The organism is Streptomyces sp. NPDC059851 (assembly GCF_042732005.1).
In the GTDB taxonomy this organism is placed as follows: domain Bacteria; phylum Actinomycetota; class Actinomycetes; order Streptomycetales; family Streptomycetaceae; genus Streptomyces.
The window spans coordinates 43,450-57,611 of sequence record NZ_JBHWJJ010000045.1 but is presented as its reverse complement, the minus strand read 5'-3'; the positions used below and the strand labels follow the sequence as shown (position 1 = coordinate 57,611).

Annotated in this window: 14 protein-coding genes; 6 read left to right on the top strand and 8 right to left on the bottom strand. The window is 73.7% G+C overall.

Annotation, left to right across the window (positions count from 1 at the left end; translation table 11 throughout):
* Positions 1-91: 91 nt before the first annotated feature.
* From ACFV7Q_RS18115 to tdh, 3 genes are all read right to left on the bottom strand, one after another.
* Complete coding sequence (locus tag ACFV7Q_RS18115; RefSeq protein ID WP_385429450.1) at positions 92-1,006, bottom strand: LysR substrate-binding domain-containing protein; 915 nt, start codon at positions 1,004-1,006, stop codon at positions 92-94.
* A gap of 120 nt (positions 1,007-1,126) precedes the next feature.
* Positions 1,127-2,329 carry a glycine C-acetyltransferase gene (locus ACFV7Q_RS18110; protein ID WP_385429448.1) on the bottom strand — a complete coding sequence of 401 codons (1,203 nt, stop codon included), beginning with the start codon at positions 2,327-2,329 and terminating at the stop codon, positions 1,127-1,129.
* A gap of 211 nt (positions 2,330-2,540) precedes the next feature.
* Positions 2,541-3,569 (bottom strand): L-threonine 3-dehydrogenase, encoded by a 1,029-nt coding sequence (gene tdh, locus ACFV7Q_RS18105; RefSeq protein WP_385429446.1) that lies wholly within the window; start codon positions 3,567-3,569, stop codon positions 2,541-2,543.
* 228 nt (positions 3,570-3,797) lie between these two features.
* On the opposite strand from tdh, the gene ACFV7Q_RS18100 reads away from it, so the two are divergent.
* Positions 3,798-4,709, top strand: a complete 912-nt coding sequence (locus tag ACFV7Q_RS18100) for an alpha/beta hydrolase fold domain-containing protein (RefSeq protein WP_385429444.1) — start codon at positions 3,798-3,800, stop codon at positions 4,707-4,709.
* A gap of 145 nt (positions 4,710-4,854) precedes the next feature.
* On the opposite strand, the gene ACFV7Q_RS18095 is transcribed toward ACFV7Q_RS18100, so the two are convergent.
* Both ACFV7Q_RS18095 and ACFV7Q_RS18090 read right to left on the bottom strand, forming a co-directional pair.
* A complete protein-coding gene (locus ACFV7Q_RS18095) occupies positions 4,855-5,580 on the bottom strand; it encodes a class I SAM-dependent methyltransferase (protein ID WP_385429443.1) in 726 nt (241 codons plus the stop codon).
* Positions 5,581-5,700: 120 nt separating this feature from the next.
* The gene (locus ACFV7Q_RS18090) at positions 5,701-6,027 is read right to left on the bottom strand and encodes a hypothetical protein (RefSeq protein ID WP_385429441.1); all 327 of its coding nucleotides are present in this window, start codon (positions 6,025-6,027) and stop codon (positions 5,701-5,703) included.
* Between the two features lie 152 nt (positions 6,028-6,179).
* Between ACFV7Q_RS18090 and ACFV7Q_RS18085 the strand changes: the two genes are divergently transcribed.
* A complete protein-coding gene (locus ACFV7Q_RS18085; protein ID WP_385429439.1) occupies positions 6,180-8,360 on the top strand; it encodes a SpoIIE family protein phosphatase in 2,181 nt (726 codons plus the stop codon).
* A gap of 24 nt (positions 8,361-8,384) precedes the next feature.
* Here ACFV7Q_RS18085 and ACFV7Q_RS18080 read toward each other — a convergent pair whose 3' ends face one another.
* The gene (locus ACFV7Q_RS18080; RefSeq protein ID WP_385429437.1) at positions 8,385-10,202 is read right to left on the bottom strand and encodes a glycoside hydrolase family 15 protein; all 1,818 of its coding nucleotides are present in this window, start codon (positions 10,200-10,202) and stop codon (positions 8,385-8,387) included.
* Positions 10,203-10,360: 158 nt separating this feature from the next.
* The gene (locus ACFV7Q_RS18075; RefSeq protein WP_385429436.1) at positions 10,361-10,921 is read right to left on the bottom strand and encodes a DoxX family protein; all 561 of its coding nucleotides are present in this window, start codon (positions 10,919-10,921) and stop codon (positions 10,361-10,363) included.
* Between the two features lie 111 nt (positions 10,922-11,032).
* On the opposite strand from ACFV7Q_RS18075, the gene ACFV7Q_RS18070 reads away from it, so the two are divergent.
* From ACFV7Q_RS18070 to ACFV7Q_RS18060, 3 genes are read left to right on the top strand one after another with little or no spacing between them, the layout of a single operon-like run.
* Complete coding sequence (locus tag ACFV7Q_RS18070) at positions 11,033-11,494, top strand: MarR family winged helix-turn-helix transcriptional regulator (protein ID WP_385429434.1); 462 nt, start codon at positions 11,033-11,035, stop codon at positions 11,492-11,494.
* A 44-nt stretch (positions 11,495-11,538) separates the two neighbouring features.
* Positions 11,539-11,838, top strand: coding sequence for a YkvA family protein (locus ACFV7Q_RS18065; RefSeq protein ID WP_385429433.1), 300 nt, complete (start codon positions 11,539-11,541; stop codon positions 11,836-11,838).
* Between the two features lie 53 nt (positions 11,839-11,891).
* A complete protein-coding gene (locus ACFV7Q_RS18060) occupies positions 11,892-12,188 on the top strand; it encodes a hypothetical protein (RefSeq protein ID WP_385429432.1) in 297 nt (98 codons plus the stop codon).
* Between the two features lie 58 nt (positions 12,189-12,246).
* On the opposite strand, the gene ACFV7Q_RS18055 is transcribed toward ACFV7Q_RS18060, so the two are convergent.
* Positions 12,247-12,891, bottom strand: a complete 645-nt coding sequence (locus ACFV7Q_RS18055) for an alpha-ketoglutarate-dependent dioxygenase AlkB (protein ID WP_385429430.1) — start codon at positions 12,889-12,891, stop codon at positions 12,247-12,249.
* Positions 12,892-13,065: 174 nt separating this feature from the next.
* On the opposite strand from ACFV7Q_RS18055, the gene dhaK reads away from it, so the two are divergent.
* Entirely contained in the window at positions 13,066-14,064 is a 999-nt protein-coding gene (gene dhaK / locus ACFV7Q_RS18050) for a dihydroxyacetone kinase subunit DhaK (RefSeq protein WP_385429429.1), read from the top strand.
* The last annotated feature ends 98 nt before the right edge of the window (positions 14,065-14,162 follow it).

Here is a 14,162-nt window from a genome sequence, read left to right as displayed (position 1 = left end):
GGCTGCACTCCTACAATCACCACCGCGGACACACCGCGCTCGCAGGCAAACCACCCGCCAGCCGCGTCCCCAACCTCACTGGGCAATACACCTAGTGCGCCGGCAGCCGGTTCGCCTCGCGTGACAGCGCCGCCAGGACCGGGGCGATCAGCGGGTGGGATTCCGCGCCGCGGCGGGTCGCGGCGAAGACGCGGCGGGTCGCCGCCGGGCCCGCGACGGGGCGGACCTGGACCTCCTTGAGGTCCATGCCGCGCAGCGCCGAACGCGGGACCAGGGCCACGCCCGCGCCCGCACCCACCAGCGCCGTCACGGCCCGGAAATCGTCGGACGAGTGCCGGAAGCGCGGCTGGAACCCCGCCAGCTCACAGGCGAGCAGGGTCACGTCGTGGCACGGGTTCCCCGGGTACTGCCCCACCCAGTCCGAGCCCGAGAGGTCCGCCAGTGCCACCTCGGGCTGGTCGGCCAGCGGATGCCCGGACGGGAGCACCGCGTCGAAGGGTTCGGCGTACAGCGGTACGACCGAGAGCCGGCCGTCGTCGGCGCCCGGTGCGCCCCGGTACTCCACGGCCAGGGCGAGGTCGGCTTCGCCGTCGAGCAGCATGGGCAGGCTCTCGTCGCCCTCCGCGTCGCGCACGCGCAACCGGATCCCGGGGTGCTCGCGGGCGAGGCCGGCGATCGCGGGAGCGAGCACCTCGGCGATGCCCGTGGCGAAAGCGGCTACGGTGACCTCGCCGGCCGTGCCTCCCGCGTAGGCGGCGAGCTCGGCTTCGGCGCGTTCCAGCTGGGCCAGGACCTCGTGGGCGTGCACGAGCAGGATCTCGCCGGCGGCCGTCAGCCGGACGCCCCGCCCGCTGCGGGTGAGGAGCGCGTGGCCGGTCTCCTGCTCCAGCGCCGCGAGCTGCTGGGAGACGGCGGAGGGGGTGAGGTACAGGGCTGCGGCCGCGGCGGTCACCGTACGGTGGTCCGCCACGGCTCGCAGGATGCGCAGCCGGCGGGGGTCGATCACCCCTCCATGATGTCAGCCCTGGTCAGCGCATGTTGTCAGGCCTGCCCCGCACGTACTGCCGGGCGAAGCCTCCCCGACACCCGCTGACGGGCGAAGCCTCCCCGGCACCTGCTGCCGGCCCTACTCGGCGGCGAGCGCAGCGCGCGCGTCGATGAAGGCGGCGACGGCGCGCTCCACGTCGGCCGTGGAGTGGGCGGCGGAGAGCTGCACGCGGATCCGGGCCTGGCCCATCGGCACGACCGGGTACGAGAAGCCGATCACGTACACCCCGCGCTCCAGGAGCAGCTCCGCCATGCGGCCTGCCTCCGCCGCATCACCGATCATCACCGGGGCGATGGCGTGGTCGCCGGGGAGGATCTCGAAGCCGGCCTCGGTCATCTTCGTGCGGAAGAGGGCGGTGTTGGCTGCGAGGCGCTCGCGCAGGTCGCCCGCCGACTCCAGCAGGTCGAGGACCTTGAGGGAGGCGGCCGCGATGACCGGGGCCAGCGAGTTCGAGAAGAGGTACGGGCGCGAGCGCTGGCGCAGCAGCTCGACGATCTCGGCGCGGGCCGCGACGTAGCCGCCGGACGCGCCGCCGAGGGCCTTGCCGAGGGTGCCGGTGATGACGTCGACGCGGTCCATGACGCCGTGGAGCTCGGGGGTGCCGCGGCCGCCGGGGCCGACGAAGCCGACGGCGTGGGAGTCGTCGACCATGACCATGGCGTCGTAGCGGTCGGCGAGGTCGCAGATTTCGGTCAGGGGGGCGACGTAGCCGTCCATGGAGAAGACGCCGTCGGTGACGATCAGCTTGCGGCGGGCGCCGCCCTCGGTGGCCTCCTTCAGGCGCGCCTCCAGCTCGGCCATGTCGCGGTTGGCGTAGCGGAAGCGGCGGGCCTTGGAAAGGCGGATGCCGTCGATGATCGAGGCGTGGTTGAGGGCGTCGGAGATGACCGCGTCCTCGGCGCCGAGGAGGGTCTCGAAGACGCCGCCGTTGGCGTCGAAGCAGGAGGAGTAGAGGATCGTGTCCTCCTGGCCGAGGAAGGAGGACAGGCGGGCCTCCAGTTCCTTGTGCACCTCCTGCGTTCCGCAGATGAAGCGGACGGAGGCCATGCCGTAGCCCCAGCGGTCGAGGGCGTCCTTGGCGGCGGCGATGACCTCGGGGTGGTCGGCGAGGCCGAGGTAGTTGTTGGCGCAGAAGTTGAGGACCTCGCCGGGGGTGCCGCCGGCGGTCACGGCGACGGCCGCGCTCTGCGGGGTGCCGATGACGCGCTCGGGCTTGTGCAGGCCGGCGGAGCGGATCTCGTCGAGGGTGGCGCGAAGGTCTTCGCGGACGGTCTCGAACATGCTGCGGTGCTCTCTTTCTCCTCGCGCGGCGGAGGGAGACGAAGAAAGGGGCCGGGCCCCGCGGAGGGGGGAGGGTGGGCGGGGCCCGGCCGGAGGGGAATGGTCTACGAAGGGAAGGAACGGTTATCCCGTCCTGGAACGAAGGGGGGTCACGCCGTCCCGGAACGACGGGTTAGGCCGTCCCGGAACGCCCCCGTTCCAGGGGGAAGGGTCACGCCGTCCAGTCCAGGATGATCTTGCCGCTGCGGGCCGTGGCGGCCTCGTCGAACGCGGCCTCGAAGTCGCGGTGCGAGTAGCGGCCGGTGATGACCGGGCTGAGGTCGAGCCCGCCCTCCAGCAACACCGTCATCGCGTACCAGGTCTCGAACATCTCGCGGCCGTAGATGCCCTTGACCGTGATCATCGAAGTGACGATCTTCGCCCAGTCGACCGGGAACTCCTGCGCGGGCAGGCCGAGCATGGCGATCTTGCCGCCGTGCGTCATGTTGTCGATCATGTCGCGCATCGCCTCGGGGCGGCCGGACATCTCCAGGCCGACGTCGAAGCCCTCGCGCAGCCCCAGCTGCGCCTGCGCATCGGCGATCGTCGCGTTCGAGACGTCGAGCGCGAGGGTGGCGCCCGCCTTGCGGGCGATCTCCAGGCGCTCCGGGCTGACGTCGGTGATGACGACGTTGCGCGCGCCGGCGTGCCGGGCGACGGCCGCGGCCATGATGCCGATCGGGCCTGCGCCCGTGATCAGCACGTCCTCGCCGACCAGCGGGAAGGACAGGGCGGTGTGGACCGCGTTGCCGAACGGGTCGAAGATCGCCGCGACGTCCAGGTCCACGGTGGTGCGGTGCACCCACACGTTCTGTGCGGGCAGGACCACGTACTCGGCGAAGGCGCCGTCGCGCCCGACGCCGAGCCCGACCGTGCTGCGGCACAGGTGACGGCGGCCGGCCAGGCAGTTGCGGCACTTGCCGCAGACGAGGTGGCCCTCGCCGCTGACGAGCGCGCCGACCTCGATGTCGTCGACGTCGCCGCCGACCGCGGCGACCTCGCCCACGAACTCGTGGCCGAGGACGAGCGGGGTCTTGACGGCGCCCTGCGCCCAGCCGTCCCAGGAGCGGATGTGCAGGTCGGTGCCGCAGATGCCCGTGCGCAGCACCTTGATCAGCACGTCACCGGGGCCGTACTCCGGCTCCGGTACGTCCATCAGCCACAGCCCGGGTTCGGCTTTGTGCTTGACGAGTGCCTTCATGGTGTGGCTCCAGGCATGTACAGAGGGCACCGCGGCCACAGGGGCTGGTGCGGTGTATCGATGAGACCCAATCTGCCGACCTCGTGGTGATCAGTCCATCGAGGTTTTCTTAAGCGGGTCGACAGCCCAGCTTCACGAGCCGGGCTTCACGCCTATGCTCCTTCCGTACAGGGCTGTGGCCTGGGCAATGGGCCATCAGTCGGGGAAGGGAACGGGGAGGTGCCGAGCGTGCCGAGTCTGCGCAGCAGGGCGCTGTCGGTCGCGCTGATCGCGGCGGGGCGGCGAAGACGGTTCGCGAGCGCGGAGGCGGTGCACGCGCGGGTGGCCGAGTCGGCTCGCCGGCCGGCGTCGCACCTGCCGCCGCGGTCGCTGGGGCGCGTCGCGGAGGTGTCGCGCACCTTCGTGGGGGCGTGGCCGGTGTACGAAGTGTCGCCGCGCGGGGCGGAGCCGACCGCCCGGGTGCTGTACGTGCACGGCGGCGGGTACATCCACGAGCTGGTCCGGCCTCACTGGACGATGATCCGGACGCTGGTGACGCAGGCGCAGGCCCGGGTGGTCGTACCGGCGTACATACTCGCGCCGCGGGGCACCGCGGATCGGACGGTTCCGGTGGCCGCGGACCTGCTCAGCGGCTTGATCGAGGGCGGCGGGGCCGGCGGCACGGTGCTCATCGGGGATTCCGCGGGGGCCGGTCTGGCGCTGGCGGCCGCGCAGCGGCTACGCGACCGTACGGGGGCCCAGCCGTCCCGGATCGTACTGATCTCTCCCTGGCTGGACCTCACCATGAGCCACCCCGACCAGCCGGCCCTGGAGGCCGACGATCCGGTGCTGGCGCGGCCGGGCCTGCTGGAGGCGGGCCGGCTGTACGCGGGCACCCTGGCGGCCGACGACCCGCAGGTGAGCCCGCTGCGCGGCTCGTTCACGGGCCTCGCGCCGATGACGGTGTTCACGGGCACCCGGGACGTCCTGAGCCCCGACAGCCGGGAGCTGCTGCGCCGGGCGCGCGAGGTGGGGTCGGAGGTGGAGTTCCACGAGGAGCCGGGGCTGCCGCACGTGTACCCGCTGCTCCCGGTCCCGGAGGGGCGGGCCGCCCGGGACCGGATCGTGGAGCTGATCAGGGCAGCGGCGACGGAGGAGTGACCGTCGGCGCCCGGGCGTGCCGCCCGGGGCGTGGCGGCCGGCGCCGAGCGCGGTGGACGGGCAGTCGACCCTCCGCGCGGACGCGCCGGGCTGTCCGGGTCGGGCCCGCACGTGCCGGGGCGTGGACAGCAGCAGGCCGTCAGCATCAGGCCGTGCACGTCATCAGTGAGCTGATGGGCCAGGCGCGGTAGCCGGTCCAGTAGGCCTCGTCGCGTGCCGCGTCCGCGGGCGGGGTGCGGTTGGGCTGCCAGGCGACGGTGCTGAAACCCGCCTCGACGGCCGCTTCGGCGAAGTCGGAGTGCGCCCATTCGCGGTATTCGAAGTCGATCGCGGGCTCGGTGAGGAGCTGCGCCTTCAGCAACGGTGCGTCGCCTTCCGGTACGCGCTCGACGATCCGGACGCCGTAGGGCGACCAGTCGACGTGCGGGTACGCGCCCGCGTTGAGGACGATGGCCAGCAGGCGGCCGCCTTCGCGCAGGTTGGCGCGGATGGAGCGGAACATGGCGTGCAGGGCGTACCGGTCGGGCGCGTGGTTGAAGAGGTGCACGGCGGTGGCGAGGTCGAAGGGGCCCATCCGCGGCAGTTCGGCGGCGTCGGCGACGACGTACTCGATGGTGGCGGTGTCGTGGGTGCGGGCCAGGCGGATCATCTCCTCGGAGATGTCGACACCGACGGTGCGGCGGGCGCCGCCGCGGGCCAGCAGCCTGGTGTTGTGGCCGTAGCCGCAGGCCAGGTCGAGGGTGTCGAGTCCGCGCACCCCGCCGAGCGCGTCGAGCGCCCCCAGCAGGGTGTGGGTGTCGGCCGCCGAGAACGCCGCAGTGGTCTTGGACTCCACGAAGCGCTCGCCGATGGTGTCGTACTGGAACCGCATGTTCTGCCTTCCGGGGCGGGCGGGGTGGGACGCGTGCGGGACGCGTGCGTATCGTGCCCCGGGGCGCGACGGGCGGCGGCGCGGATGCGGGCCCCTCCCCCGGACGGGTCGGCGTTCGGGTCAGTGCGTACGGCGTCCGGGCTCCGCGGGGACGGGTGCCGGGGCACGGGCCGGTTCAGGTACCGGGGCGGGCACCGGGTCGGCCGGCCGGCGGCCGGGGAGGATCTCGCGGGCACAGCGGCGCAGCCAGGCGTGGGCGGGACCGGCGTCGTGGCGCGGGTGCCAGGCGATGTCGAACGGGAGTACGGGCAGGTCGAGCGGCAGCTCGAAGGTCTTCAGCCCGAGCGCGGAGGCGAGCGGCCCGGCCTGGGTGGTGACCAGGCCGACGAGGTCGCTCTCACGCAGGATGAACGGGGAGGCGGAGAAGGAGCCGACGCTGCCGACCACCCGCAGTACGCCTGCGTGCTCGTCGCGCAGGCCATGTCGCCGCGTCCGCCCTGCGCCCGACGCCGGAGCAGCTGGGGGAGGGCCGGAGCGAGGGGGGCGCGCAGGCTGCGGCCTGACCTCCCGGGGGGCTGCCGGCGGGCCCCGTCGCCGGGATGCAGCTCCGCACGCGCCGGGGGCATGCTGACTGTGTGACGGCGAGACCGGACAGCGGCTCCGCCCGCGACGCCACGGCCCGGGTGCTGGCACGGGCGGCGGGCGAGGCAGTGCAGGCCGTCGACGGGTTCGCGGCCGGGGTGTACCTGCGCTCGGGGACGGCGGGGCTGCTGTTGCTGGCCGTGCTGACGGGACTGCCGGGGCCCTTGTACCGGCCGTGGTGGCGGATGCACGTGAACCGCCCGTTCCCGGTGGCGGAGGCCTACCGCAGCGGCCGGTCCGTCCATCTGCCGGACGCGGAGTCGGCCATGCGGCGCTTTCCGCAGCTGATGGCCGGGTTCCCGTTCCCGTTCGGGTCGCTGTACGAGCCGGTGGGCGCCGGTCCGGAGCGGTTCGGGGTGCTGTTCGTGCTGCGGCCCGCGACTCCGGGCGTCGGTGTGGGGTCCGGCGAGGGGAAGCGGCTCCGGGCGGTCGCGGACGAGCTGGCGGCGCAGCTCGCACTGCTGGAGGCGGCCGGGGAGCCGGTGGCCTGGTGCGGTGATCCGGTGCTGGTTCCGGCGCCCGGGCGGGCGCACGGCGCCCGTGAGGCCCTGGACCGGCTCACGCAGGCGGTGGTGTCGGTGGACCGCGGCGGCAGGATCCGCCACGTCAACGCTGCCGCCGCCCGCTTCGGCCTGGGCGGGCCGGAGCTGCGCGGGCGGGTGCTGTGGGAGGCGGTGCCGTGGCTCGGGCTCCCCGCGTACGAGGACCGCTTCCGGGCGGTCTTCATGTCGGGGGACCCGGTGCGCTTCGCGGCCCGGCGCGGCCGGCAGGTGTCCGGGGAGTGGGTGGCGGTGGACCTGTACCCCGCAGCCGACGGGGTGACCGTGGTGATCGGCACGGCCGAGCAGCCCGCGTCCGCGCCCGAGTCGGCCGTCCGGCCCGGGTCGGGGCTGGGCAGCGCCGCCGACCGGGCCGCCCCGGCGCAGTACCGGCCGGTGGCACTGGCGATCGCGCTGACGGAGGCGGTGACGGCCCGGCAGGTGTCGGCGGTGGTGACGCAGGAGCTCCTGCCCGCTTTCGGCGGCCGCCAGCTGGCGATCTACCTGCTCAGCGAGCGGCATCTGTACCTGGCGTGGGAGACGGGCTTCCCCCAGGGCTTCCTCGACCGGTTCGACGGGGTGGGGCTCGACGTCCCGCTGCCGGGCGTGGAGACCTTGACCACGGGCCGGCCGATGTTCTTCGAGTCGATGGAGCACCTGGCGGCCGCGTACCCGGGGATCCCGCTGGACGCGCACGTCGGGGCGCGCGCCTTCCTGCCGCTGATCGCCTCGGGCCGGCCGGTGGGCTCGTGCATCCTCGGCTTCGACGCTCCGCGCGGGTTCAGCCCGGAGGAGCGTACGGTGCTGACGGCGCTGGCGGGGCTGATCGCTCAGGCCCTGGAGCGCGCCCAACGGTACGACTCGGAGGCGGCGCTGGCGCGGGGGCTGCAGTCGGCGCTGCTGCCGCACCGGCTGCCGGTGCGGCAGAACGTGGTGACGGTGGGCCGCTACCTGCCGGGCACGGTCGGGATGGACGTGGGCGGCGACTGGTACGACGTGATCGAGACGGGTACGGGTCTGCTGGCCCTGGTCATCGGGGACGTGCAGGGGCACGGGGTGGCGGCCGCGGCCACCATGGGCCAGCTGCGCAGCGCGGTACGGGCGTTCGCACTCAGCGGGAACGCCCCGGAGCAGGTGGTGGCCGGCACGAACCGGCTGCTGATCGACCTGGACCCCGGGCAGTTCGCGAGCTGCTGCTACGTGGCCCTCGACCCGGAGTCGGGCCGTGCGCTGGCGGTGCGGGCGGGGCATCCGCAGCCGCTGCTGCGCCATCCCGGCGGGCGGACCGAGGTGCTGGACCTGCCGGGCGGGGTGGTGCTGGGGGTCGATGCGGACGCGGTGTATCCGGTGGCGCAGCTCCGGCTTGAGGAGGGGGCGGTGTTCGCGCTGTACACGGACGGGCTGGTGGAGAAGCCGGGGACGGACTTCGACACCGGGGTGGAGCGGCTGCGGTCGGAGCTGGCGGCGGCCCGGCCGTCCCCGCTGGCGGAGACGGCGGACCGGTTGGTGGCCGAGGCGGGGGGCAGCGCCGAGCGGCCGGACGACATCGCCCTACTGTTGGCCGCCCGTACGGCCGGCGCCGGGGAAGCGGCGGAGTGAGGCGGGCGCGGGGCCGTACGCCGATCACCGGGGACGGGGTCGTGCGGGGCGTCCTCCGTCGAAGCCGAGGGTGAGGGCGGTGTTCACGAGGCCGATGTGACTGAAGGCCTGCGGGAAGTTGCCGAGCTGGCGGTCGGCGGACGGGTCGTACTCCTCGGCGAGCAGTCCGACGTCGTTGCGGACGGCCAGCAGTCGCTCGAACAGTTCCCGGGCCTCCTCCTCACGGCCGGTCATGTGCAGGGCGTCGGCGAGCCAGAACGAGCAGGCGAGGAAGGCGCCCTCGCCCCCGGGCAGCCCGTCCACGGACGGGCCTTCGGTGCTGTAGCGGCGGACCAGGCCGCTGCTGCCGAGTTCGGCGCGGACCGCGTCCACGGTGCCGATCACGCGCGGGTCGTCGGGCGGTAGGAAGCCGACCCTGGGGATGAGGAGGGTGGCCGCGTCCAGTTCGCGGGAGCCGTAGTACTGGGTGAAGGTGTTGCGCTCGGGGTCGAAGCCCTTCTCGCAGACGTCGGCGTGGACGGCGTCGCGCATGGCCCGGAAGCGCGCCAGGTCGCCCTGCTGTGAAGGGTCGCCCTCCAGGGTGCGTACGGCCCGGTCTGCGGCGACCCACGCCATCACCTTGGAGTGGACGAAGTGGCGGCGGGGGCCGCGCACTTCCCATAGGCCCTCGTCGGGGCGGTGCCAGTTCTGCTCCAGGAAGTCGAGGAGGGCGAGCTGGATCCGCCAGCCGTGCCGCTCGGCGGGCAGGCCGGCCGAGCGGGCCACGTGGAGGCTGTCGAGGACCTCCCCGTACACGTCGAGCTGGAGCTGGTCGACGGCCGCGTTGCCGACCCGGACGGGGGCTGAGCCCGCGTAGCCGCGCAGCCAGGGCAGCTCGGCCTCGGGGATCCGCCGCTCGCCGCCGATCCCGTACATGATCTGCAGGCCGGCGGGGTCGCCGGCGATGGCGCGCAGCAGCCATTCGCGCCAGGCGCGGGCCTCGTCGAGGAAGCCGGTGGAGAGCAGGGAGCCGAGGGTGAGCGTGGAGTCGCGCAGCCAGCAGTAGCGGTAGTCCCAGTTGCGGACGCCGCCGAGCTCCTCGGGGAGGGAGGTGGTGGCGGCCGCGGCGATGCCGCCGGTGGGGGCGTAGGTGAGGGCTTTGAGGGTGATGAGGGAGCGGGTGACCGCCTCCCGGTAGGGGCCTTCGTAGCAGCACTGGTCGGCCCAGTCCCGCCAGTCGGTGACGGTGTGTTCCAGCGCCTCGTACGGGTCGACGCGCTCGGGGCGTGCGTGGTGCGAGGGGTGCCAGGTGAGGACGAAGGCGACGCGTTCGCCCGCGGCGACGGTGAACTCGGAGCGGGTGCTCTTGGCGTGGCCCCAGGTGGGTACGGGGGGTTCGCTGCGCAACCAGGCGGAGTCGGGTCCGGCGACGGCGACGCGCTCGTTGCCGCCGCAGCGGCGGACCCAGGGCACGACGTGCCCGTAGTCGAAGCGCAGGCGCAGGACGCTGCGCATGGTGACGCGGCCGGAGACTCCCTCGACGATGCGCATCACGTCGGGGGCGGCGTCGCGCTGCGGCATGAAGTCGACGACCTTGACGGACCCGCCGTCCCCGGTGTCCCAGTGGGTTTCCAGGACGAGGGTGCCGTCGACGTAGGCACGCCGGGTGCACTGCTCGTCCTCGGCGGCATCGGCCGGGGCGATGCGCCAGTGGCCGTTCTCGCGGTCGCCGAGGAGGGCGGCGAAGCAGGCGGCCGAGTCGAAGCGCGGTAGGCAGAGCCAGTCGACGGACCCGTCGCGGCCGACGAGCCCGCAGGTCATCAGGTCGCCGATGACGGCGTAGTCCTCGATGCGTTGCGTCATTCGTGCGCTTTTCCCGCGAATGACGCGGCCCAATCAGCTCCGCAGCCGGGGCCGCCCGTGCCGCGACCCGTCGCTGCCGCGCTCGGGCGGGCTGCGGGGGCGGCGGCGGGGGCGGGCCGCCGGGAGGGTCCGGCGGCCCGTCGGCCGGGCCGGGTGCGCTACTTGCGGACGAGGAGCGTGAGGACGGCGAGGACGACGCCGAGGGCGAGGGCGAGGGCGCCGTGGGCCAGGCGGTGGCTGCGCAGCACGGGCAGCATGCGGTCGGCGGCGTACCGGCCGGGGCCGGTGAGGGTGAGGGCGGCGGCGCCGGCGGTCAGGAGGACCTCGTACTCGATTCCTCCGTTCTGGGCGAAGAACGAGCCGGTGCCGTGCACGGCGATCGCGTTGATCATGGTGCCGACGACGGCGGCACCGGCGAGCGGGGTGAGCAGGCCGACGGCGAGGCCGAGGCCGCCGAGGGTCTCGGTCAGGCCTGCGACGACGGCCATGGCCTCACCGGCGGGGTAGCCGCTGGCGGTGAAGAACTTCCCGGTGCCCCCGATGCCGCCGCCACCGAACCAGCCGAAGAGCTTCTGGCTGCCGTGCGCCGCCATGGTGAGTCCGAGGACGATGCGCAGCAGCAGGAGGCCGGTGTCGTGGGTGGGAGCGGACAGGGCGAGGGGGGCGGCGGCCGGTGCGGCGGCCTGCGGCTTCGTCGTGGTGACGGAGGGGCTGGTCATGGGGGTCCTTCCGGTCGGCTGCCCTCGGCGGAGAGGGAGTAGTTCAAATTCGAACGTAGTTGACACTAGACCACTGATTCAAATTGGAACAACCCGTTGTAGGGTGGGTGCATGGCTGGAACGAGATGGCTGGACGATCGCGAGATGCGCGCGTGGAGGGCCTTCCTGGCTGCATCGGCCCTGGTGAACCGGCATCTCGACCAGCAGCTCAAGGACGATTCCGGGCTCTCGCACCCGCAGTACGAGATACTCGTGCGGCTCTCCGCGGCCCCCGACCGGGAGCTGCGGATGACGGAACTGGCCAATGGGCTGATCAATTCGAAGAGCGGGCTGACCTATCAGGTCACCCAGCTGGAGAAGGCCGGACTGGTCCGGCGCCGCAGCTGCCCCTCGGACGTGCGGGGCGTATTCGCCGTGCTGACGGAGGCGGGCCTCGCCCGCCTGGAGGAGGCCGCCCCCGGGCACGTGACCGCGGTCCGGGAGGCACTCATCGACGTCCTCACCCCCGAGCAGCTCGACGCGATCGCCGCAGGCCTGGGCGAGGTCGGCGACCGCCTGCGCGCGCAGGGCTGAGGGCCCGAGGGGACGGTGCCGGGAGGACGGGGTATAGAGGGGTCATGGACGCTTCGGTCTGGCTGATGCTCGCCGCGGTGCTCGCCCTCGGGCTGGCCGCCGCGGCCGCCGTGCTGCTCGTGCGCGTCTTCAGGACGCGGCGCCTGCTGCTCGACGCGGGGATTCCGCTGCGCGACAAGGCGCTGTTCTGGCTCGCCGTCGTCTACACGGTCTCGCCGGTGGACCTGGTCCCGGACCCGGTGTACCTGGACGACGTCGGTGTGCTGCTGCTCGCCCTGCGCTCCCTGCAGGCCGCGGCGTCGGCGGTGCGGGCAGGCGACCCGGCCGGGGCCAAGGAGGCCTGAGCCCTCCCGGGGCACGCGGGCCCGGCCGGCAGGAGCCGGTGGCACGATGTCCCATGCCTCATGACGATCTTGAAGCGCTGTTCTCCTCCCCCGCCGCCCCCCTGGCGGCCTGCCCCGACCTTCCGCCGGACCTGCCCGACACCGTGGGCGGCGTCGGCCGCGAGGTGTTCACCCAGGCCCGGTTGGCGGGGGCGTTCTGGAGCCCGCACCCCGCCGAGGACGCGCGCGCCGACTTCGCACGCGAGGTCCAGGCCCTCCAACCGGGCGCGCTGGACACCGACACCGCCGGCGGGGAGGCCTGGGAGCACCTCTTCGCGGGCATCACCGAACCGGACGTGTGGGGCTTCTGAGGCGGCCGACCCCCACCGGATCCAGGGCTTCCGGGCCGCCCGTGACTTCCGTGGCCTCTCAGCGCACGCCCCGCGGGCGGTACTGGATGCTGATGCGGGGGCCCACCGCCCGGGTGGACTTGGGAACGGCGTGCTCCATCGTCCGCTGGCAGGAGCCGCCCATCACGACGAGGTCGCCGTGTCCGAGCGGCAGCCGGAGGAGCGTGGGACCGCCGCCGCGCGGCCGGAACGCCAGATCGCGGGGGTCGCCGACGGAGACGATCGCGACCATGGTGTCCTCGGTGGCGGAGCGGCCTATGCGGTCGCCGTGCCAGGCGACGCTGTCCCGGCCGTCGCGGTAGAGGCACAGCCCGGCGGTGGCGAAGGGCTCGCCCAGTTCGGCGGCGTAGTGCCGGGTCAGGACGTCACGGGCCTCGTCGAGCACCGGTTCCGGGAGGGTCTCGCCCTCCTCATAGAAGGCGAGCAGGCGCGGTACGTCCACCTCCCGCTCGTACATCTGCCGGCGCTCGGCCCGCCAGGGCACGCTCGTCGCGAGCCGCTCGAAGAGGGCGTCGGCGCCGGAGAGCCAGCCGGGCAGGTGGTCGACCCACGCCCCGGCCCCGAGCGGGGTGCGCTCCAAGCCCCTGAGGGGACCCAGGCCGATCTCGCCCCCCTGGTCGAAGAGGGAGCCCTGGAACGCGGGGAGGCCCTGGTTCGTGCGCATGGGGCCAGCGTAACGCGTCACTCGAACATACGCTCGATCACGGGATGTGAACGGTGCGAGGACGTGGCCTCACTCATGGTGCCCGTTCGGTGACGTTGGGCGGGCCGGGCGCATAGGCTCGCTCCGGATCCGTCGGAGTGGCGGAGTCCGCCCCTCCTGACCCGGGGAGACGCCATGAGGATGCTGATCAACAGTCCCGAGACCGTCGTCGCCGATGCCCTGCGCGGGATGGCGGCCGCCCATCCCGAGCTGGACGTGGACGTGGAGCGGCGGATCGTCCTGCGGCGCGATGCGCGCGAGGGGGGCCGGGTGGGGCTGGTGTCCGGCGGGGGCTCGGGGCACGAGCCGCTGCACGGCGGGTTCGTCGGGCACGGAATGCTGTCGGCGGCCTGCCCCGGGGAGGTGTTCACCTCGCCGGTGCCCGACCAGATGCTGCGGGCCGCAGCGGCGGTGGACGCCGGGCAGGGAGTGCTGTTCGTCGTCAAGAACTACACCGGGGACGTGCTGAACTTCGAGATGGCCGCCGAGCTCGCCGAGGAGGAGGGCCTGCGGATCGAACGGGTCCTGGTGAACGACGACGTCGCCGTCGCCGGCAGCCCGGCGGAGCGGCGGGGCACCGGGGCCACCCTGTTCGTCGAGAAGATCGCCGGGGCGGCCGCGGAGGAGGGCGCCCCACTGGAGCGCGTCGCGGCGATCGCCCGACGGGTGGCCGGGTCCTCGCGGAGCTTCGGGGTCGCGCTCAGCGCGTGCACGACACCCGCGAAGGGCAGCCCGACGTTCGACCTCCCGGAGGGGGAGCTGGAGTTGGGGATCGGCATCCACGGCGAGCCCGGCCGTGAACGGCGGCCGATGGTGCCGGCGCGGGAGATCGCGCGGCTCGCGGTGGACGCCGTACTGGCGGAGCCGGCGGAGGCGGGGCCGGCCGACGGGCCGGTGCTCGCCCTCGTCAACGGGATGGGGGCGACACCACTGCTGGAGCTGTACGGGTTCCACGCGGAGGTGGCCGCGGTGCTGGCGGAGCGGGGAGTGCCGGTGGCACGGGCGCTGGTCGGGAACTACGTCACTTCCCTGGACATGGCCGGGTGTTCGGTGACGCTGTGCCGGGCGGACGAGGAGCTGCTGCGGCTGTGGGACGCGCCCGTGCAGACCGCAGCCCTGCGTTGGGGCCGCTGACCGCGGGGTGGCCGGGCCCGAGGGGGGGTACGGGGTGCGGGGTATGAGCGTGTGGTGTGTGGTGTGTGATGTATGCGGCAAGTCGAGGCGAGGAGAAC